Genomic DNA, 21,190 nt, shown 5'->3' on the forward strand with positions numbered 1-21,190 from the left:
CCCTTGGTTCCACCTCTGGACATTCTGTTCTTGACGCTCAGGATGTAATTAATTATGTCCAAAATAATTTTTCATAACATTTTAATTTTTGTAAACTCCTGCTAATGATATCTAAGGGCAGAACTCATTTACCCTGCCGTATACAAAGGAGCCGGCATGGCGCAGGTTAAACGGCGGGCAGCACAAAGGACTATAATTACGCGGGGTTAAAAATTATATTGGTGACATTAAAATCTAATCGGATGTATCTTCCGGCATGATAAAGACGCCAGGGGGATCGCTTTACGCCGGTAGCAGCCCGTCTCAGCCATACCAGGCGTACCCCTTGGGAACACGCGAGAAGCCGGCCGCCGATAAGGCCTCCGCTACCGGGCTGGCATGCGCCGGCCGGTCATCGACATTCTCCAGCGTGAACACCCGGCGTTTCTCGCGCCTTAGCGCGGCTACCAACGCGAGCAATCCACCGGCAAGCTCCCCGGCGGCGGCATCGTTCTTATCAGTAAAGGTCAGCAGTTGGCGGCCGCTCTGTCCCAGGTAGCACGCCAGCCTGCCGTGGCGGATCACCACCATGGCGCCGACGCGACGCGCCGGACGAATGCCTGCGCGATGGGAGGGCCAGGGCAACAGCCAGCCGAAGGGATTGGCCGGATCGCTGGCCGACAGCGCCACCGGTTCACCGGACGGCGCCTCCGCCAACTCGCGCAGACGTTCAATGGTAGCCCGATCGGCAAACTGCGCCGCGCCCGACCCGATGATAAATCGCCCGCGCAGCACGCGACCCGCCTCCTCCATCCGCCGCAGCACCGGCGTGAGCGAGGGAAATCCTCCCGGCACCTGCTCCGCCACGGCCACGCCGCGGCTTACCACGCCATAGCGGTCAAAGAGATTCTCGACCTGGGTCAGCATTCTGACGGTCGGGTTGACCGGCCCGACCGGCAGCAATGACCAGCGGCCGGCCAGGGCCGCGTCGCCCAACCGGACGCTGCCGGCCGTCTCCAGCCTGGCCGGTTTCCAGACCGGCGCCCACCCCGCCACCTGGCGCCGGTGCCGCAGGGAGCGGGCCGGGCGCGAACGGACGGGCGGCCGGGCGCCGGTCAGCGCGCGTAATGGCGACCAGGCGTCGCTGGTGACGCGGCCTTGCCAGACGAGATCCCACAAGGCTTCCGCCACCTCGGCAGGCGTAACCTCCTCCGCTATTCCCTGTTGGTCGGCGTTCGGCAGGCGCGCCTGGACGAGCGGCGCCAGCTGACGGGCAAAATAGGCGCCGCCATCGGCCAGCACGGCGAGAACGCCCTGCTGCAGCGCGGATGTGGTTAACGTGGCCTCTTCGTCCACCAGCGGCAACGTTTCGCCGGCGAACTCGCGCAGATGCAGGGAGACCAGGCCATCGGCGTCGCCCTGCGCGCCATGGCCGGCCCAAATCACCTCGCCGGCGGCGATCAGTTCATCCAGCATGGCCGGCCGATAGTCATGCACCCTGGCGGGCAAAATCTGGCGTTCCCACAGCGAAGCCGGCAAAACCACTCCCGCCAGTTGCTCAATCACCCGCGCGATGCCATCGACGCCGGCAAACGCGCCCTGCGCCGCAGCCGGCGGGGCCTGCTGGCCCCCTTCCTGCGCGGCGGCGTCGGCCAGCACGCCCTGGCGCTCCAGCACCAGCCGCACGAACGCCTCGCGCGCTACCGGACGGGTCGCCTCGCGCGCCGCCAGCAGGGAACGCGCGCGCAAACGACGGAACACCTCATCCCACACCCACCGGCGTTTGGCGCCGGCGCCGGTCAACGCGCCGGACTCGGTTTCCCGGCCCCACTCGCCGTCGACACTGCAGGGCAAAATCCTGCCCCGATCGCGCAGGTGCTCCAGTTGCTCGTTGACCACGGCCACGCCCAGCCCAAAGTGGGTCGCCATCTGCGCTGAGGTAAAAGGGGCATGGGTGCGGGCATACCGACTGAGCAACTCGCGCAAGGGAGCGTCGACCGCCTGCAGGAATGCGGCCGGAATGCCCGGCGGTAACGTTACCCCCAGCGCGTCGCGCAGGCGAGCGGCATCTTCGATGCTGGCCCAGCGCGACTCATCCACCAAGCGCACGCGGATAATCCGCTGCGCCTCCTCCAGCTGCGCCAGATACTCGCCGGGGGTGCCGGCCCTGTCCTCGCGGGCCAGGCGCGCCGCGATGTCCTGGCGCGACAAAGGGCCCAGCTCGCGCAACAGGTCGACCAGCCCTTCCGCTCCCTTTACCCGGCGATCCGCGGCGGTACGCTGCAATTCTTGCCCGACCCGTTCCACCACCCGGGGATCGAGCAACTCACCCAGCGCCACCTGTCCCAGCAGTTCGCCGAGCAGGCCGCTGTCCAGCGACAGCACGGACGCCCGGCGTTCGGCCAGCGGCGCATCGCCCTGGTACATAAACTCAATCACGTAACCGAACAGTAAATCAGCCGCAAACGGCGAAGGGATCTCGGTGGTGACCTCCAGCAAGCGCACCGCGCCGTCATTCAGCCGCTGCATCAGCGCCTGCAATGCGGCCAGGTCGTAAACGTCCTGCAAACACTCCCTGGCGGTCTCGATGATGAGCGGGAAATCGTCATGTTCCCGGGCAATCTCCAGCAGCTGACCGGCGCGTAAGCGCTGCTGCCACAGCGGCGAACGTTTGCCGGGGCGGCGGCGCGGCAGCAGCAAAGCGCGCGCCGCGCATTCGCGAAAGCGGGCGATAAACAGCGCCGAATGCCCCACCGCGTCCGTGACGATTTGCGGCAGCGCCTGGGGATCGAACAGAAACAGTTCAGCGCCGGGTACCCGGCCCACGCTGTCCGGTATGCGCACCACGATGCCGTCATCGCTGGCGGCGATGGCCGGATCGATGTGCAAACGCTGGTGGACGCGCGCGGCGATCGCCAGCGCCCAGGGGGCATGCACACGCTGGCCATAGGGCGAATGCAGCATCACCCGCCAGTCGCCGCTTTCATCGCGGCAGCGCTCAATCACCAAGGTCAGGTCGGTAGGCAGCGCCCCGGTGGCCTCGCGTTGCTCCGCCACCATGTCGATCAGGTTACTGATGGCGTTATCGTCCAACCCGGCGGCCCTGAGACGCGCCGCCAGCGGGCCGGCCCCACCCGGCGGGCACCGCCTGCCCGCCGTCGCCGCCTCCGCCTCGCGCAGGAAGACGCCGATGGCTTCCCCCAATTCGGCCGGCCGGCCCGCTTTGTCCCCATGCCAGAACGGCAGCCGGGCGGAGCGTCCCGGCGCCGGGATCACCACCACCCGATCGTGGGTAATCTGCTGGATTCGCCAGGAGGTGGCGCCCAGCGTAATCACGTCGTTGACCCGCGACTCGTACACCATCTCCTCGTCCAGCTCGCCGACCCGCCGCGCGCCGCTCTGTTCCTCGCCTTCCGGCAAAACGACGGTGAACATGCCGCGATCCGGGATGGTGCCGCCGCTGGTGACCGCCAGGTGCTGCGCCCCTGGACGGGCGGTGAGCAGGCCGCTCGCGCGATCCCAGACCAGGCGTGGGCGGAATTCGCCAAACGCCTCCGACGGATAACGGCCGGCCAGCATATCCAGCGTGGCGTCGAAGGCGCTGCGCGGCAAGGCGCGAAACGGATCCGCGCGCCGCACCATCGCATACCAGTCCTCGATATTGATCGGTTCCATGGCCACCGTGGCGACGGTGTGCTGCGCCAGCACATCGAGCGGATTGCGCGGCGGCGCCACCGCTTCCAGTCGCCCCGCCAGCATGCGCTCCACCGTAACGGCGGCGTCGATCACATCGCGCCGGGTACGCGGATAAATCATCCCGGACGACACGCCGCCGACCTGATGGCCGGCGCGCCCCACCCGCTGCAGCGCGCTGGCAACCGTCGGCGGCACGCCAACCTGGATTATCCGGTCCACCAGCCCCATGTCGATGCCGAGTTCCAGGCTGGAGGTGGCGACCACGCAACGCAGCTCGCCGGATTTAAGCGCGATTTCAATCTCGGCCCGCTGTTCCTTAGACACCGAGCCATGATGGGACCGGGCGATGGCCGGCGGTTCGCCGGCGGCGCGCTTGCCGGTGCCGCCCGAGTTGGACAGATAATGCGCGGCCGGTTCTTCCGGTTGGGATGGGGCGGCATAGTGCTCGACATAGTGCTCGGCATAGTGCTCGGCATAGTGCTCGGCATAGTGCTCGGCATAGCGCTCGGCATAGCGTTCATTGAGCCTGGCCGTCAGCTTCTCCGCCAACCCGCGGGAATTGGTAAACACGATGGTGGAACGGCAGGCGAGGACCTGCTCGAGGATACTGGCTTCCACATGGGGCCAAATCGACCCCGCGCGCCCGGACGCTTTAGCCTCCGGGGACGCATCGCCGCGCGCCGGTATATCGGTCATATCCTCTACCGGCACCACGATTTTCATCTCAAGGGTCCGGCTCGACAGCGGATTGACCACCGTAACCGGCAACGCGCCGCCGAGAAAAAGGGCCATGCGCTCAACCGGACGTACCGTCGCCGACAGGCCGATACGCTGGGCCGGCGCGGGCAGCAACGCGTCCAGCCGCTCCAGGCTCAGCGCCAGGTGCGAGCCGCGCTTGGCGCCGGCCACCGCATGGATCTCGTCGATAATCACCGTGGTCACGCCGCGCAGGGTCTCGCGCGCCTTGGAGGTCAGTATCAGATACAGCGACTCGGGCGTGGTGATCAGAATATCCGGCGGCCGTCGCAGCAGTCTGGCGCGTTCAGCGGCGGGCGTGTCGCCGGTGCGCATGCCCACCGTCAGTTCCACTGCGGGATCGCCGCGCCGCCGGCGCCCGGCGCTGACGCCGTCCAGCGGCATGCGCAGGTTGCGCCGCACATCGGCGCCCAGCGCCTTGATGGGCGAGATATACAGCACCCGGGTGGCGGTTTGGCGCGCGCGGCCGGGGTCGCGTTCGCGCTCCTGAAACAATTGATCGATGGCGTGCAAAAAGGCCGCCAGCGTCTTGCCTGAACCGGTGGGCGCAATCACCAACGTGCAGTCGCCGGCGCCAATCGCCGCCCAGGCGGCCTGCTGCGCGGGCGTTGCCTCGGCGAACGTCGCGGCGAACCAGTCCCGGGTCGCGGGCTGGAACCGGTTTAAAGGGTTTGGGGGAGCCGGTGTTGGCGTCAGCATCGCTTATCGACGCCCGCCGCGAAACGGGCCCCGTCGCCGCCCTGCGCTTCCACCGCCGCCAGGTCGCTGGATAACCAATATGCAGCGCGCGGTCGACGACCCGTGCCCAAACGACGGAAAACCGATTTTTTTCATGATGAGGCGATCCTTTTAAGGGCCGGAAGAGCGACCATTCCCACCGGTCTGCTCTCAGGCGGCCGGCTGGCGGCGGTAGACGCCGGCAAGCAATGATTAAAAGCTTAGCACCATTAGCAGATTGAGGGTTCGAGGTTGTGGGTTCAAGGCGCAAGCCAACACAATGGAACGGCGTACCGGCGCTGTCCAAACACAAATTTTAACTAACTGATATTAAATGAGTTATATTCCTGGCTTGAAAATTGCTTTTCCCTGGGACAAATACAACACAACGGTGAACACGCCTATGTCTTTGTTTTATGGAAATCCGATCATCCACGCCGACTATGCCGATCCAGATATTATCAGGACCGGCGGCGATTTCTGGCTGGTGTCATCCAGTTTTAATCATGTTCCCGGCCTGCCCCTGCTGCACTCGCGCGACCTGATCCACTGGACGCTGGTCAACCATGTGGTGCCGCGGCTGCCTTTTGCCGGCTATGACGGCGTGCAACCCGGCAAAGGTATCTGGGCGCCCAGCATTCGCTATCACGCCGGACGATATTGGGTGTTCTTCAGTATCCCGGACGACGGCATTTTTGTCTGTCATAGCGCCGATCCGCTGGGCGAATGGAGCGCGCCGCATTGCCTGAAACAGGTGTCCGGGTGGATCGATCCGTGCCCGTTATGGGACGACGACGGCCGTGCGTGGCTGGTCCATGCGTTCGCTTATAGCCGCAGCGGCATCAAAAATCAGCTCCAGCTAATCGAAATGGCGCCGGATGCCTCGCGTTTGCTGGATGAAGGACAGATTATCTTCGACGGTACGCCGTCGCACCCGACGCTGGAGGGCCCGAAGTTGTATAAACGCGGTGGCGAATACTGGATTTTCGCCCCGGCCGGCGGCGTAAAGCGTGGCTGGCAAACCGTGCTGCGCGCCGCCCGTTTGCCGGGACCCTGGGAAAGCCGCGATGTGCTGCATCAGGGCGAAACACCCATTAACGGCCCGCATCAGGGCGGTTGGGTGGCATTGGAGAATGGCGAACACTGGTTTATTCATTTTCAGGATAAAGGCCTGTATGGACGGGTAGTCCATTTACAGCCGCTGCGCTGGCGCGAGGACGGCTGGCCGCTACCCGGCGAGCCAAGCGACGAACCCGGCAAGGGGCAACCTGTGTTGACACACCGGCTGCCGGGCCTGCCCTACTCCCCCTGCGAAATCCAGACCAGCGACGATTTTGCCGACGGCCGGCCCGGGAAACAGTGGCAATGGCAGGCCAACCCCGCCGACGACTGGGTTAACCCGGGCCGGCCGGGACTTCGGCTACGCTGCGCGCCGATGGCCGCCTGGGATGGCGCTCCCGCGTTATATACAACGCCACAACTGCTGCTGCAAAAGTTCCCCGCAGTTCGTTTCTCCGTGTGCTGCGGCGTCACCCCGGATTTTCAGCGGTCCGGGGATGAGGGCGGTCTGGTGGTGTATGGCGAACGCTACGCGGCGCTGGCGCTGCATCAGGGACAAGACCGCCTATTGCTCGGCCTGCGTCACGGCTGGATAAGCGAGCGCGGTATCCTTACCGAGCATTGGGTGCCGGTGGCCGATATAACCGATTGCCCACCATCGGAACTGGCCTGCGATGTCGGTTATGACGGGATTTGTCATTTCCGCTATCGCGCCGCCGGGCAAGCATGGCAGGCGGTGTCTCCCAGGTTTTCCGCCGGGGCGGGGAAATGGGTCGGCGCGAAAATCGGCCTCTACGCGGCATCATCGCAGCGTGACTCGGGCGGTCATGTCCATTTTGACTCTTTCACCGTCGATAGCAAATAACGCCGGGGGGCGGTTAATCCGCCCCCCCGGCGTTACAACGCGAGGTTCAACCGATGATAAATATGTTCAGCCTGGCGGCGTATCCGCGCTTCATCACCGGTTAAACGCATGGCGAGATAAAAGGCAAAATCGAACGCCGCCCCCAGCCCTTGCCCGCTTAATAAATTGCCGTCCGCCACCACCGTGGCGTCGACATAGACGCCGTCGGCAACCGGGTCGGACGGCCGGCCGGAACAGACATAACGGCGCCCTTTTAACAACTTATGCGGGGCCAGCACGCGAGCGGCGGCGGAACATATCGGGCAAATCCATTTGCCGGCGTCATCATGGCGGCGGATAAAATCGATCACGGCATGATTTTCCGCCAGGCTTTGCGTGCCCAGGGGGCCGCCCGGGATCACTACCGCATCGTACAGCGCCGGACTATTCCCGTTAAGTAATGTCAGGGAAAGCAACGCATCGGCTTTCACGCACAGGCCGTGGTAGCTGTCCAGAATTTGGCTGTTATGACAAGCAAGCGTAGTCACCGCTATATCAAGCCGCTTTAGCACATCAAGGATAATAATTGCCTCCGCCTCTTCAAATCCCGGAGCAAGTAATAGCGCGACATGTTTTGTCATCATGGATTATTTGGACGGGCTGCCCGCCCGCCTCCTTATCAGAATAAATAATAACGAATCCCTAAACGGAATCGCACTTGGTTATCATTATTTTGATCCTGATCCAGCCACGCCACCTCCGCATAGGGCATCCAATGCTGGTTAACCCGGTAGCGCGCGACAATACTGGGTTCCCAATGGGTTTTCTTGCCGTTGGATGCATAATAATCCCCGGTATTGATAAAGAACTCCGGGTTGAACTGCAGCCATAATTTATCGGTGGCCTGGTAATTAAGGAACAGATCAATCTGGTGGCTGTCGTTAAAATCCATTTCATTATTATAATCTCTTTCCTGGTGGGTCATGTGATTATAACGGTAGCGGGTTGACACGCTGACGACTTTGCTGAATTTGTAATCCAGGCTGATATAGGGCGCCAGTTTGGTGCCGCTGCTGTCAATATCCGTCAGCCCGCCCGGCGTAATACTCCATTTATCGTTTAATGGCAGCGGATACCACCCCTCATATTCCTGGAACGTACTTCGAAGCTGACCGAAATCCTGCCCCAAATCATACATCGACGAGACAAGTACCCCGGCTCCGTTATCAAAGATATGACCGGCGCCGATTTTATACTGGTTTTTTTCCGATGCGGTGGTATGCGCATAACGGTTGTCAATCCAGGTCGCGGACGCCATGGCGTTCAGAGTACAACAGGCCAGGGGCAGACCCATGGCCAGAAAAGTAATTTTTTTCATATTCTATCCTGCTATTGTTTTTGTTTAATCATTTCGATAAACAGGTTCCCGCAGCATCGGGTTATTCCGTGTATCGTCTTATTGAATGACGGCAATATTCTTTATTTTGCCATTGAGTTATTTTCCCACGCTCTGCGACAACCAGAAGCAGCGTTAAAACACCCATTGACTTAATGAATATAGCAATTATTATGCCATAATATAAATATCAATATTTACAGTGAGTTACAATAATCACCCAGATTTATTTCGACACTCGGGATATAATATTATCAATATGGCTTTCTGTTTAATTTTTTATGGAAAACCTATCAACACTACATTTGAACTCAATCACATGCGGGTCATCTTTTCTTAATGATAAAATGCTCCAGGACTTTTGCTGCGCCTTCATTTTCATTACTATCCGTCACCCAGTCGGCGAGTGATTTTATTTCCCGCGCGGCATTGCCCATCGCCACCCCTACGCCGGCAAACAACAGCATTTCTTTATCATTTTGTTCGTCGCCTACCGCGATAACCTGCGCCATCGGAATCCCCAGATAAGCGGCCAGCGTTCGGCAGGCGGAACCTTTATGCACGCCTTTTTTCATTACTTCATAATAGTTAGGTTCACTGCGCACAAAATGATACCGTCCGGCGATGTCCGGCGGGATCAACGCCGGCAGCGCATCTATTTTTTCCTTCTGCTCGATAAACATCATTTTCGGTGGCCGGCGCGGCGTGACCCACCAGTCGTCAGGCAACCTTGCCACCGCCAGCCGGCTAAAAAGATACCCGCCGGCGTCGGGCGCGATGGGAAAATCGGTCAGCAGGTGATTATTTTCCAGCATATAGCAGGCATAACCCAACCGCCGGCCAAGTTCACTCAATGCCAGCGCATCACAAATTTCGAGACATTCTTTAGCTACATACCGCCCCGGCCGCCGGCTCCAGACAAGTGCGCCGTTACAGGCAATGGCGTAACCCGGCGTATCGCCCAGCGGTAACTGCCGCAGCACGTCCAGCACACTGTCCAGCGAGCGTCCGGAAGCCAGGGCAATGACGACGCCAAGCCGCACGGCGTGTTTTACAGCACGTTTAAACCGCGGGGTGAGTTTTTTTTCCGGCGTCAATATCGTGCCATCCAGATCAAATATGACCAGGCGATAGTCGACGGCCGCCGCTATCCCATGACTTGATGACACAGTGGTTCTCCTTGCAGCCAACGGCAAAATTCCTCCAGCACGCAGTCGGCCAGGCGCTGGGTTTCATGATTCAGCGCCCCGGCGATATGGCTGCTCAACTGGATATTCGGCAACTGGTACAGCGGTGAGCCGGCGGCCGGCGGTTCCGGTTTGGTGACATCCAGCAACGCGGTAAGGTCCGGACGCTGGCTAAATATCTCGATCAGTTCCGGCTCATTCACCTGTAAGCCGCGCCCGGTATTGATAAACACCGCCCCGGGCCGCATGCGGCGAAATAACGCCCCATCCAGCACGCCGATGTTATCGGGACGATTCGGCAGATGGTTGCTGACCACGAACGCCGTCTCAAACGCCTGTTCCAGCGATACTCTTCGGCGCGCGGCGCGCGAAGGAACGCCGATCACCTCAAGCTCGAACGGTGCCAGTAAGCCGGTTAACGTTTGAGCAATCGCCCCTGCGCCGAGCAATGCCACCCTTTCCCCGTACGCGCCGGGCGCCTGGTGCCGCATGCTCAGGTCGTCGAATACGGCGGGGGCGCGATAGTCGCGATGATTGCGGAAATAGCCTTTGCAGGCCAGCAGGATCTGCGCAAGACAAAATTCCGCCACCGAAACGGCGTTGGCCCGCCAGGCGCCGACCACGGTAATCCCACGCGATAAAAAAGGCGCGGAGAAATATTCAGTCGCCCCGGCGGCGTAGAAAACCGCTTTCAGTTTCGGCAACCGATCGAGCTGCCGTTCGCTCAGTGGAAACATTCCCCAACTGGAGAAGATGACCTCCACCTGCGCCAGCTTTGGTAACTCATGTGCCAGCATGTCCTGCGTCACGATACGCGGATGAAGTTGACACAGTGCTGAAAGCCGTTGCCAACGGCCACGGGAGAAGACTTGCTGAAATTTTTCAGGCTGGTTGGAAAAACAGGCTGCGCGACAAAGCATATCCAGGGTCCGGAAGTGAATCCCCTCTTCGTGTGAAAAGGGGATAATGGGTCAGATAATGCCGATACCGGCGGAGGCAAAGCCGAGCGCAATCAGCAAAATAAGCACTTTGTTCGGGCTGACCTTTTTATTCAGCAGGCGCAGGCAACCCAGCACCAGCAGTAACGGAATCAGCCCGACGCAAATTTTATCCAGGATCTCCTGCAACACGAACGGCTGCCCGGCAATGGTGGTTTTATAGGTCGTGGCGAATTTCACCATTGAAGCGCTCATCGCCCCGACCATCATCAGGCCCATGATGGAGGAGGCTTTGGTGATGCAGCCCAGCAACCCCGACTGGGTGGCTTCGGCGATATATTTCGACCCGAGCCGATAGCCCATCGCTCCGCCATAATAGCGAATCAAATAGCTGGGAATGTTATATATCAGCAGGAACAATAACGGCCCAAGCGGGTTACCCTGCGAGGCCAGGCCAATCGCGATGCCGGTGGCTATAATGCGCAGCACGCCGTAAAAAAAGGAGTCTCCCACCCCGGCAAACGGCCCCATCAGCGCCACTTTAATGCCGTTGATACTGGCGGTATCGAAATCCGGATTATTGGCATTCTCCTTTTCCATCGACAGCGTCAGGCCCATAATAAACGGCGCCAAATGCTGGTTGGTATTAAAAAACTGGCTATTACGCTTTAACGCGTCCAGGTAGCGACGGGGTTCCGGGTAGATTTTGCGCAGCATGGGCGCCAGCGCCCAACCATAGTTCAGGCCCTCCATGCGGGTAAAGTTCATCGCCCCGAGCAATTGGAACTGGCGGAAGAATAGCTGACGGAACATTTTCTTTTCGTCTTTATCGCTGCTGTAGGCGGCAGCGTCCCTTATTTGGATATCAGTCATTGAAGAACCCATCCTTATCATCGACAGAAACCGCATTCGCACCGACGGCGTTCTGTTTGTTTAATTTGAGTTGATTGAATTCGTTAAAGCACAGGTAGACCGCTACGGAAGCGGCAATAATGGCGATACCCATAATCGGCAGTTTCAAATACGCCGCCAGCGCAAAGCCGATAAAAAAGAAGGCGGCGATATTACGGTGCCAAAGCGCCTTAAGCAGGATGGCGAACCCCAGAGCCGGCAGGATGCCGCCCACTGCGGTCATGCCGCGCATCACGGTATCGGGGATATTCTCCACCAGGCTGCGGATAACGTCGGTGCCGAACAGTACGCCGAAAAAGGCGATAATCGCGAACGGCAGGCCATAGAACATCGTCATGCCGAAGGTCAGGCCCAGCGCCGCGCGGTCATGGCCCTGTTCAAGCAACGCGTCATATTTTTCCACCAGCGCGGTATACACCAGCTTGAGCACCTGGTAGACGAACACCGCCAGCAGGCTTATCGGCAATGCCAGCGCCACGGCCACCGCCGGTTCGGCATGGGTCAGGATGGTAAACGCGGTGGCCAGCACCGAGCCCACCGCCAGGTCTGCCGGTACCGAACCGCCGATGGTGATGGTGCCGAGGAAAATCAGCTCCAGGCTGGCGCCGATAATGATGCCCTGCTGGAAATCGCCCAGTACAAACCCCACCATGGCGCCGCATACCAGCGGGCGCTCGATTAAGGGCTGACCGAGAGTGTGGTCGAAGAATTTGGCGATATACATCACCAGGGCTACAAGTAATGCCGGAGTTAACATAATGGCCTCGCTTATCGGGCGTTATCTAACATGTCGATGAGATTTTTCACCGGGTGTGAAGGCAACACCTGGTAGTCCACCTTCACGCCGCGTCCGGCAATGGCGCGAAAATCCACCACATCCTCCGGCGTCACGTAGACGGTGTCGCTGATTTTGGTTTTTGCCGCCAGGTTATCGGTGATACGCCCGAAGTTGGCGACGTTCAGCCGGTCGATGGCCGGAACCTGTTCGATCAGGCGGCGGGCATCAGCTACGCAGTTGACGATAACCAGAATTTTCATGCCCGCGGAGCGCGGATCGTTGAGGGTAGCCCCGGCGTCCTTCACCGCCATGATGGCGCATTTCGCCGTATCCGGCGCGGCCATGCGCAGCGACATCTTCTGTACGTCGTTGGTCACGATCTGGTCGTTTGCCACCAGAATACGATTTACGCCGAGGTGTTTGGTCCACACCACCGCCACCTGGCCGTGGATTAAACGATCGTCAATACGAACCAATGAAATCATGCTTTTTTCTCCTGTTATTAATCTTCACCAGTAGGGTGTCCAGGTACGGGATAAGCGCACCAGCGCTTCGAAATAAAAAAAATCGCCCCAGAGATTGGGCACGTTAATGCCCATATTGCGGCCATAGTTGTAAACCCCTTCGCGCAGCAGCCCGTCTTCGTTATGCGCAAAATAATGCTGGTGCAGATTGCGCATCATCAGGCCGATGGCGTTGCCATAGGCCGGGCGCAGCGGATCGCTGAGCGGCAGCTGTTTCAGTAACTCGTCCAGCCCGCACACCGCGATTGCGGCGGCGGAGGTATCGCGAAACGCGTGGTCTTGCGGCGTGAATATCAAATCCCAATAACAAACGTAATCGTCCGGCAGGCGGTTGAGAAAGTAGTGGCTCAGCCTGCGCGACAGCTCGGTAAAGGCGGCATCGCCGGTGTGATTAAAACCGAGCGCAAAGCCGTACATCCCCCAGGCCTGCCCGCGGGACCAGCACGAATCATCGCGAAACCCCTGGTGGGTATCGCCGCGCAGCGGTTGCCCGCTATGGATATCCAGGTAAAAGGTGTGAAACGTGGATGCGTCGTCACGAACCAGATAACGTGAAGCCTGCGCCAAATGACGGCGGGCCGCCTCGCGCCACTGCCGGTTGCCGGTTTCATCCGCCGCCCAGAACAGCAACGGCACGTTCAGGTTGCAATCGATAATCATGCGCCCCTGGCGCGCCGGGTCGTTTAAATCCCCCCACGCCTGGATAACGCCCGCGCTGGAGTTGAACCGGCGGTACAACAATTCCGCGGCGCGTAGCGCCAGGCCGCGCGCGCGTTCATTGCCGGTCAATTTCCAGGCATTTACGCAGGAAAGCAGATACAAAAAGCCCAGATCGTGGGTATCCACTTTGATCTGCCGATCGAGACGATCCTCGAAGCTATCCAGCAGCCCTTGGGCGGCGCGTCGATATTTGTCATCTCCGGTGACTTCCCACGCCAGCCACAGCAGACCGGTCCAGAATCCCTCGGTCCAGTCCACTTTTTCCACCGCCGGATAACGCCCGCCCCGCGCGCTGGCCGCCGGGAACGTGGCGGTAAAACGCGGCAACATGGCATCAATGCCGGCAAGCACATCGCCAATCGCGGCCCGTAGCCATGCCGATGTCAGCGGTGGCTGCGCCGCGGCGTAACGCGGGTCCAGGGGTTCAAGCACGACGCTCATTGATTTTCCTCCATGGCGAAGAAATCATCGTCATCCTGGCTGCTGCTGCCCAGGTTCTGCCGCGCGCCGATAATTTCCGGCAGGGTATTCATATACTGCATGGCCTGCGTCGCCATATGGATGGCATCGGCGACGCGCGCCGCCGTTTCCGTGCGTTCCGACATGCAGAACTCCATCAGCATGATCAGGTTCGCGCCGCTAATCACATGCATATGGGGATAGTCCATCATCACTTGAACCGCGGTGTTATTGACGCTCCCGCCCTGCATATCGGTAAACAACACCAGCTCATTGCCGCGCCGGGCCGCTTCCAGCGCGATAGCGTTAAAGCGCTGCGCCAAATCGGCCGTGGAGCCAATGTCGCCGCAATAAGCGCATATCGGGGTAATGCCGTGATCGCTGCCGATAAGTAAATCAAGCCCCGAGATAATGCCTTCGGCATACTGGCCATGGCTGGCGATAAAGACCTCTCGCATTACGCGTTCCTTAAAGAATTCCTGATGACCTTCCCAGGAATATGCAATAGCTATGCCATACCAAATTAATCGATATAAAACAATACATTATATATATTTTCCACACTAGAAACGCCGTTGAAAGCGCTAAAATCCAGTAGTGTCTAGAGAAGGGCCCCGCGGTAAAACCGTAGAGCCATAAGGCGGGATCACAATGGCTGCGGGACAATCCACGGCTCCATGATTTCATAAATCATCAGAACCTCGGTCAGCGGTAACACAATGTGATATTTACGATTTAGAGCCAGGAAAAAAGTGTCATGCACCTCGACAAAGGCTTTTTGGTCGCCGGTCAGCTCCACGTCGTCGCGATTGCGCATTCCGGCGTTGACCATCACGCGCTCTATCATCAGGGCAATATGCATAAACAGATTGATGCGCAAATAGCTTTCGAAGTGAAGTTTGTAAAATGACTCGTACTGCTTGATGACCGATTCCACTTCATTAATAATGACCACCGGGTTGAGAAAGTTAAGCCGGCTGGCAACCCCTTCCACCGTGAACAGTTTAACCACCTCTTCGATCATCGGCTCCAGCCCTTCCGCCGCCAGCAGATCGGTGAAATAGTCACGGCGCAATACGGCGGTTTTCTCTTTGATCAGTTGCTCAACGCTTAATAGCGGAATATAGCCCGCCTCAAGTTCGGTAGTGGTGATAATAAGCCGAGTGCCGTTCAGCGCCGGATCCGAGCGGGCGATTTTCCATTTCACATCGTCGTACTCCATGGTGACGATATCAATCTCATCGCGCGCCAGATAACGCTGTACGATATCCTTGAGTTTGTGCGAAATGCCTTCGCCCGAGATACAGGTGATAATGATTTTATTTCCCGGCAGTACGCCGGCGTAGTAGCGGGTTTCCACTTCGTAGGCGCCTTTGACGCTGTTGATGATCTCCTCCATCGGCAGGCGGTGCTGGATTTTTGACGCGATATCCAGAGCCATGGCGGTGCTGACGTTATTGATCACCAGCAGCTCGCCATGTAAATGGAGTTTTATTTCTTCATAAATCGCCCTTAATGACCCCATGTCCACCAGGATTATCAACCCCGCGCTCTGCTTTATGGCATCAAGGTGGTTGATCAGCATGTCGATTATTTCGCGCGTTGAGGTGGCGTTGGGCATATCGAAGGCTTTAAACATATAGCCGCCGGTCAGCTGATTAGCGATGCCCGCCAGGCTGGACGCCGTGGAGCGGCCGTGGGAAACAATCACCCCCTGAATCAGGTCGTCGTCACCGGCCAATGAGTTAAACGCGCTGCCGAGCAGCGGCGGCAACAGCATGAAGGGCGCGTCCACGACGTGATGACGCAACAGGTTCACGCACTCGTCGGCAAGCAGCCGCGCTTTGCTGGAAACGTAATCGGTTATCGCCCGTAAATCCCCGGCCTGCGCGGCGTCGCTGTCGTGATGTAAAGCGTAGTTTAAACACAGCCAGACGGCTTTGCGGTGATCCTGGTTAAACGCCAGGCCGGTTAAATTCTCCAGCTCGTTAATGGCATGCATAGTGCTTTGCCAGACATAACCGCCGTAGGGCGACGCCTGGCTCAGAACGCCGCTAATCGTCGTCAGCAGTTGTTCAAGCTTGCGATTAAGCAACAGCGTATTGCCGCTGTGGCAGAACTCCTTGAAGATGACCTCATCGCGCATCGCTTTTGGCAGCAACGACGCCACATCCACCGTGGATGCGCTTTCCCGACGGGAAATAAGCAGCATTTCACCGGTGCCGGTTGGTGGGTACGGTAAGTTCAGGACGATATATTGCGGGTTATCGCTCTCGCTCCATGCGCTGGCGCATATCACTTTTATCTGGTTTTTCAACTCGCCGATGTTGCCCCTGACCGGCGACATGACTAATTGACGCATCAGGGACGCGTCCAAATGAATATCCCTTGCCAGGCTACGCGCCTCGCAACGCAAAAAACAGTCGACCTGGGCCACCCGTTCGGTGAGAGGACGCGAGATGAAATTCGGCAACGTAACCCGCACCGGGATCCGGCGGCGAAAGGTGTTGAGCAACACGGTATCGATATTTTCGGTAGTAGCGAAAATAAAACGGATGACTGCCGGATGGCGGGTGCGATTATCCCCGAGGCGATAGAAATAGCCTTTGTCCATGAACAAGAACAGCTTTTCCTGGTTTTCGGCGGACAACCGATGGACTTCATCGAGAAATAAAATGCCGCCGTCCGCCTCATCAAATGCGCCGCGTTTTTCCCGATCGGCGCCGGTGAAAGCCCCCTTGATGTAACCAAACAGCGTGCCGGACAACAGTTCAGGGTTATTGGCATAGTCGGCACAGTTCAGTTCGATAAGCGGTTTGTCCGCCGCGATGACGCCCCGTTCAAGCGCGTAGTCGTAAATCAGGCTGGCGAGATGGCTTTTGCCCACCCCGCTTTCTCCTGCCAGCAGCACCGGCAGGCCACCGGTGGGGTAGTCCACGGCCGAGCGGCACAGCGATACCGCCTGCGCCAGGCTACCGTCCGCGCCAATCAAGCGGCTAAATGCATTCTGCGTCTTTTTGTCCACCGGCGCCGGCGTGGACGGCGTTGGCGCAGTGTTGACAAAAAAGCGTACCGGCCGGGTGTTTTCCTTAATTAATTTCCCGTCATCGCATAGGCGATTGAGATAGTGGCTTATCACGCTGCGGCCGATCGGAACCAAATCCGCGCAATCCAGCGCGGTAAAGCCGCTGTGGTTAGCGGAATAATGGGTCAATATATTCTGGTACAGTTTATCTTTTGCTGACATGATCATGATGACAATCCGTGAAGCGAATCGATGCCCGACAGAAATAGTTAGACACTAGACACTCCTATTCCCGTTAAACACTGGGTACTCTCTACTCAACGGCACAAAAATGAAACCCTGTTTTAACTAGTATTTGATCTCCTTCACACTACAATTTTAAACATGTGCAAATGCATCCGGAATGGAAGGTGGCGACTGGATTGAAAGCCGTCGCACCGCGGGAGCTGCTATCGGCCTGAATCTACTGACGCCAGTGAGCGCGCGGAGGGAATTTTACGGCTGTGACGGCCTGCCCCCGGGCGACTGACAGGCGGCGATGGACGCCGGCAGGCAATAATTAATAGTTTGGCGCCATGAACAGGCGGCAGCCTGAAGCCCGCCTACACATCCGCCCGCGATAGAACGCATCCTTGGATGCCGGCGCATCCCAAATAAGAAAACCCGCCTCCCGGGGACGGGTTTTATGTGTTTTTTGCCAGTGCTTACTCTTACAGCGCATTATTATTCGGGTGTTTAAACAGCGCTTTTATCTCATCACTCATGTCGAAATTCATATTAATTCCTTTCGGGGGAATAGGCTGTTTAAACCACTTGCCATACCATTTAGCGGCCTCGCCTGAAAGCTGCGCATCCGCAATCGTTTTATTCAACAGCGTGGAGAATTGCGGGTCATCTTTTCGCATCATACAGCCGTAGGCTTCATGAGATTGCGGCGTGCCGACAATAACCCAATTTTTCGGATCCCGGCCCTTGGAACGATCGCCCGCCAGTAAGGCGTCGTCCATCATATAGGCAACCGCCCGGCCGCTTTGCAGCGTGTAAAAAGCCGGGGCGCCGCCCTCCTTGGACGTGACGATCCTCATACCCAGGTTCTGCGTGTCATTCAGTTTATTCAGTAGCACCTCGGATGTGGTTCCGGCGTTCGTGGTAACGGCCTGGCCTTTCAGGTCGCTAAAATCCTTGATATTGCTATCTTTAGCGGTTAACAAGCGGGTGCCGACAATAAAGATGGTATCTGAAAATTCAACTTGCTGCGCCCTTTCCTTATTGTTGGTCGTTGACCCGCATTCGAAATCATAAACGCCATTTTGTAATAAAGGGATACGGTCGGGAGAAGTTATCGGCACAAACTTAACGGTCAAGTTCGGCTTATTCAGCTTCTGCTTAACGGCGGCGATAATCTTGTCAGAGTATTCCTGGGAATATCCCTTAACATTATGAGCCTCATCTTGATAAGAAAAGGGGATGTTTGTCTCTCTATAACCGACGGCGATAACGTCCGAGTCATTTATTTTTTTCAGTGTTCCGGTGAATTCATCCGCCAGGGTTAAACCTGAAGCAAAGAGTGTCGCCATGCCGATTACCATCGTTGCGCTATGTTTCACATTGTTATCCCTTTCCTGTAAAAAATAAGAAAGTAGGCAATAACCGAGCCAATTTTAATGATGCGGGTTAACGCCCAGCGGGATAATAGCGCACATAGGCAGCCTCCCGTAAACGATGGCGAAAATTTCAGGTTAAGTGCCTCCTGCCGGGATAACATCCTGTATCATATCAGTGCGTTTGGATCACCGTTGAGCAAGCGCGGCGCCGGCCCGCCCTTGGGGAATGGACACCGCGCCGGTGGCCGCAGGCGCCCGCCGCGTTATCAGCGCCAGCCCAGGCCCGGAGCCACGTGGGTCAGGATCGCCTCGATGACATGCGCGTTGTAGTCGACGCCCAGCTGGTTCGGCACGGTCAACAGCAGGGTGTCGGCCTCGGCAATGGCCTCGTCCCGGGCAAGCTGTTTGATCAACGCGTCCGGCTCGGCGGCGTAACTGCGGCCGAAGATCGCCCGGGTCTTCTCGTCGAGAAAACCAACCTGGTCGCCATCGCGGCTGCTGTTGCCGAAATAGGCGCGATCGCGTTCGTCCATTAGCGCGAAGATGCTACGGCTTACCGACACCCGTGGTTCGCGCGTGTGGCCGGCCTCTTGCCATGCCGCCCGGTAGGCCCGTATCTGCCGGGCTTGCTGGATATGGAACGGCTCGCCGGTCTCGTCGTCCTTAAGCGTAGAGCTTTGCAGGTTCATACCCAATTTCGCCGCCCAGACCGCGGTGGCGTTCGAGCCCGCGCCCCACCAGATCCGGTCGCGCAGGCCCGCGGAAAACGGTTCGAGGCGCAGGAGGCCGGGCGGGTTGGGGAACATCGGCTGCGGATTGGGCTTGGCGAAACCCTCGCCGCGCAGCAAGTCGAGCAAGACCTCGGTGTGGCGCCGGGCCATGTCGGCGTCCGTCTCGCCCTCGTCGGGCCGGTAGCCGAAATAGCGCCAGCCCTCGATCACCTGCTCCGGCGAACCACGGCTGATGCCCAGTTGCAGACGTCCGCCCGAGATAAGGTCGGCCACGCCGGCGTCTTCGGCCATGTAATGGGGATTTTCATAACGCATATCGATAACACCGGTGCCGATCTCGATGCGACGGGTCCTGGCGCCGACGGCGGCCAGCAGGGCAAAGGGGGAGCTGAGCTGGCGGGCGAAGTGATGCACCCGGAAATAGGCGCCGTCCGCCCCCAGTTCCTCGGCGGCAACCGCAAGATCGATGGATTGCAACAGCGCGTCGGCGGCGGAGCGGGTACCCGACTGCGGCGAAGGCGTCCAGTGGCCAAACGACAGAAATCCGATCTTCTTCATGGCGTATTTGTCCTTACATTCAGGATGGCTGACCTAAAGGTCATAAAAAAGCTGATGTATTACCGCCCCGGCCGGCGCCTCCCTGTCGACAAAATAAAACGTTCCCGTTTACAGAAGCTGTTCCGATAATAAGTCCCGCCATGCCGAAGAGCAAATCGCATTCCTGCGTTCCCGGGTTTTATCCAGGTCCGATACGCCGCGGACGGCGCGCCGGCTCTTCCGCGCATCTAAAAGCGCGGCGTCGCAATTCGCTTATGAGTCCGTGGCCCGCGCCGCACAAACGGGTGCTCGGTTAGCACCATGAAATAAAAAGAGTTATGCTACCTCTTCTGAATTTGATAACCGGCATTGCCGCTCTTGCCCGAAAGCAACCTTATGATGAAAAAAATAACCACTCAAGTTCCCGCGCTTGATAAAGTCGTTGATATCTGCGACTACCTCTCTGATAAACGGGGGGCCACGTTCACGCAGATTTACCAAGGACTGAACATGGCAAAAAGCACCACCTCCTCCTTGCTGAGCGGGATGATAACGCATGGGCTGATAAGGCAGGTCGGCGATAAATACTGTTTGGGCCTGCGCCTATATGAGCTCGGTAATAAAGCCATCCAGCAGTTTGATATTAAAAATATCGCCATGCCGGTGCTGGTTAACCTGCGTGATAGCACTGAGCTGACATGCCATCTCGGTGTTTTGGAAGGGAATACCCCGATATACCTGGCAAAATTAGAAAGCCCGCGCGCCATCGTGATCCGCAGTTGGGAAGGCAAGCGTCTCTCGCTCCACAGTTCGGGCCTGGGCAAGGCGCTGATGGCATGGTTGACCGATGAGGAGAGAAACGCGCTGCTGACCGATGAAGAGACGCTACCCCGGTATACCGACACCACCATCACCGATAAGCGCCAGCTTGGCGCTGAACTCGCCCTGATCCGGCAACGCGGCTGGGCCTATGATAATGAAGAGGACAGCCAGGGGGTAAGATGTATCGCCGTCCCGGTGTTCGACGCCAACCTGCGCGTGATTGCCGCCATCAGCGTGTCCGGCGTTTCTTTTCAGCTGCCCGAAAATCATCACGAGGAAATTGCGGCAATGCTGGCGCTAGCCGCGCGGACCATTACCGATAAAATTAAATAACCCCGCCCCTGCCCGCAAGGCGCGCGCTCACGGCGCGCCGGCGCTTAAAAAAACGCCCATTGATTAATTTGAAGACAATCACAAAAGCAATATCTTTCCGTTCAATGCGTTGACACCCCAAATCCCAGCGAGCAAAATTGTTCTACAAAAGGAACTATAGTTCTACATACAGA

General features: G+C 58.3%; 15 protein-coding genes. 2 read left to right on the top strand and 13 right to left on the bottom strand.

Features of this window, described 5'->3' with window-relative positions; translation table 11 throughout:
* Positions 1 to 303: 303 nt before the first annotated feature.
* Positions 304 to 5,130, bottom strand: coding sequence for an ATP-dependent helicase (locus GRH90_RS05025; protein ID WP_162364805.1), 4,827 nt, complete (start codon positions 5,128 to 5,130; stop codon positions 304 to 306).
* Positions 5,131 to 5,551: 421 nt separating this feature from the next.
* Between GRH90_RS05025 and GRH90_RS05030 the strand changes: the two genes are divergently transcribed.
* Positions 5,552 to 7,072 (top strand): glycoside hydrolase family 43 protein, encoded by a 1,521-nt coding sequence (locus tag GRH90_RS05030; protein WP_162364806.1) that lies wholly within the window; start codon positions 5,552 to 5,554, stop codon positions 7,070 to 7,072.
* Positions 7,073 to 7,104: 32 nt separating this feature from the next.
* Here the strand turns inward: GRH90_RS05030 and GRH90_RS05035 are convergent, their stop codons facing one another.
* The 12 genes from GRH90_RS05035 to GRH90_RS05090 all read right to left on the bottom strand — a co-directional run bounded on the left by GRH90_RS05035 (position 7,105) and on the right by GRH90_RS05090 (position 19,883).
* Complete coding sequence (locus GRH90_RS05035) at positions 7,105 to 7,692, bottom strand: DJ-1/PfpI family protein (protein WP_162365051.1); 588 nt, start codon at positions 7,690 to 7,692, stop codon at positions 7,105 to 7,107.
* Positions 7,693 to 7,730: 38 nt separating this feature from the next.
* Positions 7,731 to 8,429: an oligogalacturonate-specific porin KdgM family protein gene (locus GRH90_RS05040; protein WP_162364807.1), complete on the bottom strand. Its 699-nt coding sequence runs from the start codon at positions 8,427 to 8,429 to the stop codon at positions 7,731 to 7,733.
* A 344-nt stretch (positions 8,430 to 8,773) separates the two neighbouring features.
* Entirely contained in the window at positions 8,774 to 9,616 is an 843-nt protein-coding gene (locus GRH90_RS05045; protein ID WP_162364808.1) for a Cof-type HAD-IIB family hydrolase, read from the bottom strand.
* Complete coding sequence (locus tag GRH90_RS05050; RefSeq protein WP_162364809.1) at positions 9,595 to 10,554, bottom strand: hydroxyacid dehydrogenase; 960 nt, start codon at positions 10,552 to 10,554, stop codon at positions 9,595 to 9,597. The genes GRH90_RS05045 and GRH90_RS05050 overlap by 22 nt, the downstream gene beginning before the upstream one ends.
* Positions 10,555 to 10,605: 51 nt before the next feature.
* Positions 10,606 to 11,445 carry a PTS system mannose/fructose/sorbose family transporter subunit IID gene (locus tag GRH90_RS05055; RefSeq protein WP_162364810.1) on the bottom strand — a complete coding sequence of 280 codons (840 nt, stop codon included), beginning with the start codon at positions 11,443 to 11,445 and terminating at the stop codon, positions 10,606 to 10,608.
* On the bottom strand, positions 11,438 to 12,241 hold the full coding sequence (locus GRH90_RS05060; protein WP_162364811.1) for a PTS mannose/fructose/sorbose/N-acetylgalactosamine transporter subunit IIC: 804 nt from the start codon (positions 12,239 to 12,241) through the stop codon (positions 11,438 to 11,440). The genes GRH90_RS05055 and GRH90_RS05060 overlap by 8 nt, the downstream gene beginning before the upstream one ends.
* A gap of 11 nt (positions 12,242 to 12,252) precedes the next feature.
* The gene (locus GRH90_RS05065) at positions 12,253 to 12,747 is read right to left on the bottom strand and encodes a PTS sugar transporter subunit IIB (RefSeq protein ID WP_162364812.1); all 495 of its coding nucleotides are present in this window, start codon (positions 12,745 to 12,747) and stop codon (positions 12,253 to 12,255) included.
* 24 nt (positions 12,748 to 12,771) lie between these two features.
* Positions 12,772 to 13,947, bottom strand: coding sequence for a glycoside hydrolase family 88 protein (locus GRH90_RS05070; RefSeq protein ID WP_162364813.1), 1,176 nt, complete (start codon positions 13,945 to 13,947; stop codon positions 12,772 to 12,774).
* Positions 13,944 to 14,423, bottom strand: a complete 480-nt coding sequence (locus GRH90_RS05075) for a PTS sugar transporter subunit IIA (RefSeq protein ID WP_162364814.1) — start codon at positions 14,421 to 14,423, stop codon at positions 13,944 to 13,946. Before GRH90_RS05075 ends, GRH90_RS05070 begins: the two co-directional genes overlap by 4 nt.
* A gap of 188 nt (positions 14,424 to 14,611) precedes the next feature.
* Positions 14,612 to 17,218, bottom strand: coding sequence for a sigma 54-interacting transcriptional regulator (locus tag GRH90_RS05080; protein ID WP_162364815.1), 2,607 nt, complete (start codon positions 17,216 to 17,218; stop codon positions 14,612 to 14,614).
* A gap of 482 nt (positions 17,219 to 17,700) precedes the next feature.
* Positions 17,701 to 18,579, bottom strand: coding sequence for a glutamate/aspartate ABC transporter substrate-binding protein (locus GRH90_RS05085; RefSeq protein ID WP_162365052.1), 879 nt, complete (start codon positions 18,577 to 18,579; stop codon positions 17,701 to 17,703).
* A 281-nt stretch (positions 18,580 to 18,860) separates the two neighbouring features.
* On the bottom strand, positions 18,861 to 19,883 hold the full coding sequence (locus GRH90_RS05090; RefSeq protein ID WP_162364817.1) for an LLM class flavin-dependent oxidoreductase: 1,023 nt from the start codon (positions 19,881 to 19,883) through the stop codon (positions 18,861 to 18,863).
* A gap of 378 nt (positions 19,884 to 20,261) precedes the next feature.
* Here GRH90_RS05090 and GRH90_RS05095 point away from each other — a divergent pair, with 378 nt between their 5' ends.
* Entirely contained in the window at positions 20,262 to 21,017 is a 756-nt protein-coding gene (locus tag GRH90_RS05095) for an IclR family transcriptional regulator (protein WP_178113035.1), read from the top strand.
* Positions 21,018 to 21,190: the final 173 nt, after the last annotated feature.

Origin of the sequence: Acerihabitans arboris (genome assembly GCF_010131535.1) — a bacterium.
GTDB lineage: Bacteria > Pseudomonadota > Gammaproteobacteria > Enterobacterales > Enterobacteriaceae > Acerihabitans > Acerihabitans arboris.

Coding starts and splice junctions, on each gene's coding strand:
- GRH90_RS05025 (WP_162364805.1), bottom strand. CDS start 5,130: ATGCTGACGCCAACACCGGCTCCCCCAAACCCTTTAAACCGGTTCCAG.
- GRH90_RS05030 (WP_162364806.1), top strand. CDS start 5,552: ATGTCTTTGTTTTATGGAAATCCGATCATCCACGCCGACTATGCCGAT.
- GRH90_RS05035 (WP_162365051.1), bottom strand. CDS start 7,692: ATGACAAAACATGTCGCGCTATTACTTGCTCCGGGATTTGAAGAGGCG.
- GRH90_RS05040 (WP_162364807.1), bottom strand. CDS start 8,429: ATGAAAAAAATTACTTTTCTGGCCATGGGTCTGCCCCTGGCCTGTTGT.
- GRH90_RS05050 (WP_162364809.1), bottom strand. CDS start 10,554: ATGCTTTGTCGCGCAGCCTGTTTTTCCAACCAGCCTGAAAAATTTCAG.
- GRH90_RS05055 (WP_162364810.1), bottom strand. CDS start 11,445: ATGACTGATATCCAAATAAGGGACGCTGCCGCCTACAGCAGCGATAAA.
- GRH90_RS05060 (WP_162364811.1), bottom strand. CDS start 12,241: ATGTTAACTCCGGCATTACTTGTAGCCCTGGTGATGTATATCGCCAAA.
- GRH90_RS05065 (WP_162364812.1), bottom strand. CDS start 12,747: ATGATTTCATTGGTTCGTATTGACGATCGTTTAATCCACGGCCAGGTG.
- GRH90_RS05070 (WP_162364813.1), bottom strand. CDS start 13,947: ATGAGCGTCGTGCTTGAACCCCTGGACCCGCGTTACGCCGCGGCGCAG.
- GRH90_RS05075 (WP_162364814.1), bottom strand. CDS start 14,423: ATGCGAGAGGTCTTTATCGCCAGCCATGGCCAGTATGCCGAAGGCATT.
- GRH90_RS05080 (WP_162364815.1), bottom strand. CDS start 17,218: ATGATCATGTCAGCAAAAGATAAACTGTACCAGAATATATTGACCCAT.
- GRH90_RS05085 (WP_162365052.1), bottom strand. CDS start 18,579: ATGGTAATCGGCATGGCGACACTCTTTGCTTCAGGTTTAACCCTGGCG.
- GRH90_RS05090 (WP_162364817.1), bottom strand. CDS start 19,883: ATGAAGAAGATCGGATTTCTGTCGTTTGGCCACTGGACGCCTTCGCCG.
- GRH90_RS05095 (WP_178113035.1), top strand. CDS start 20,262: ATGAAAAAAATAACCACTCAAGTTCCCGCGCTTGATAAAGTCGTTGAT.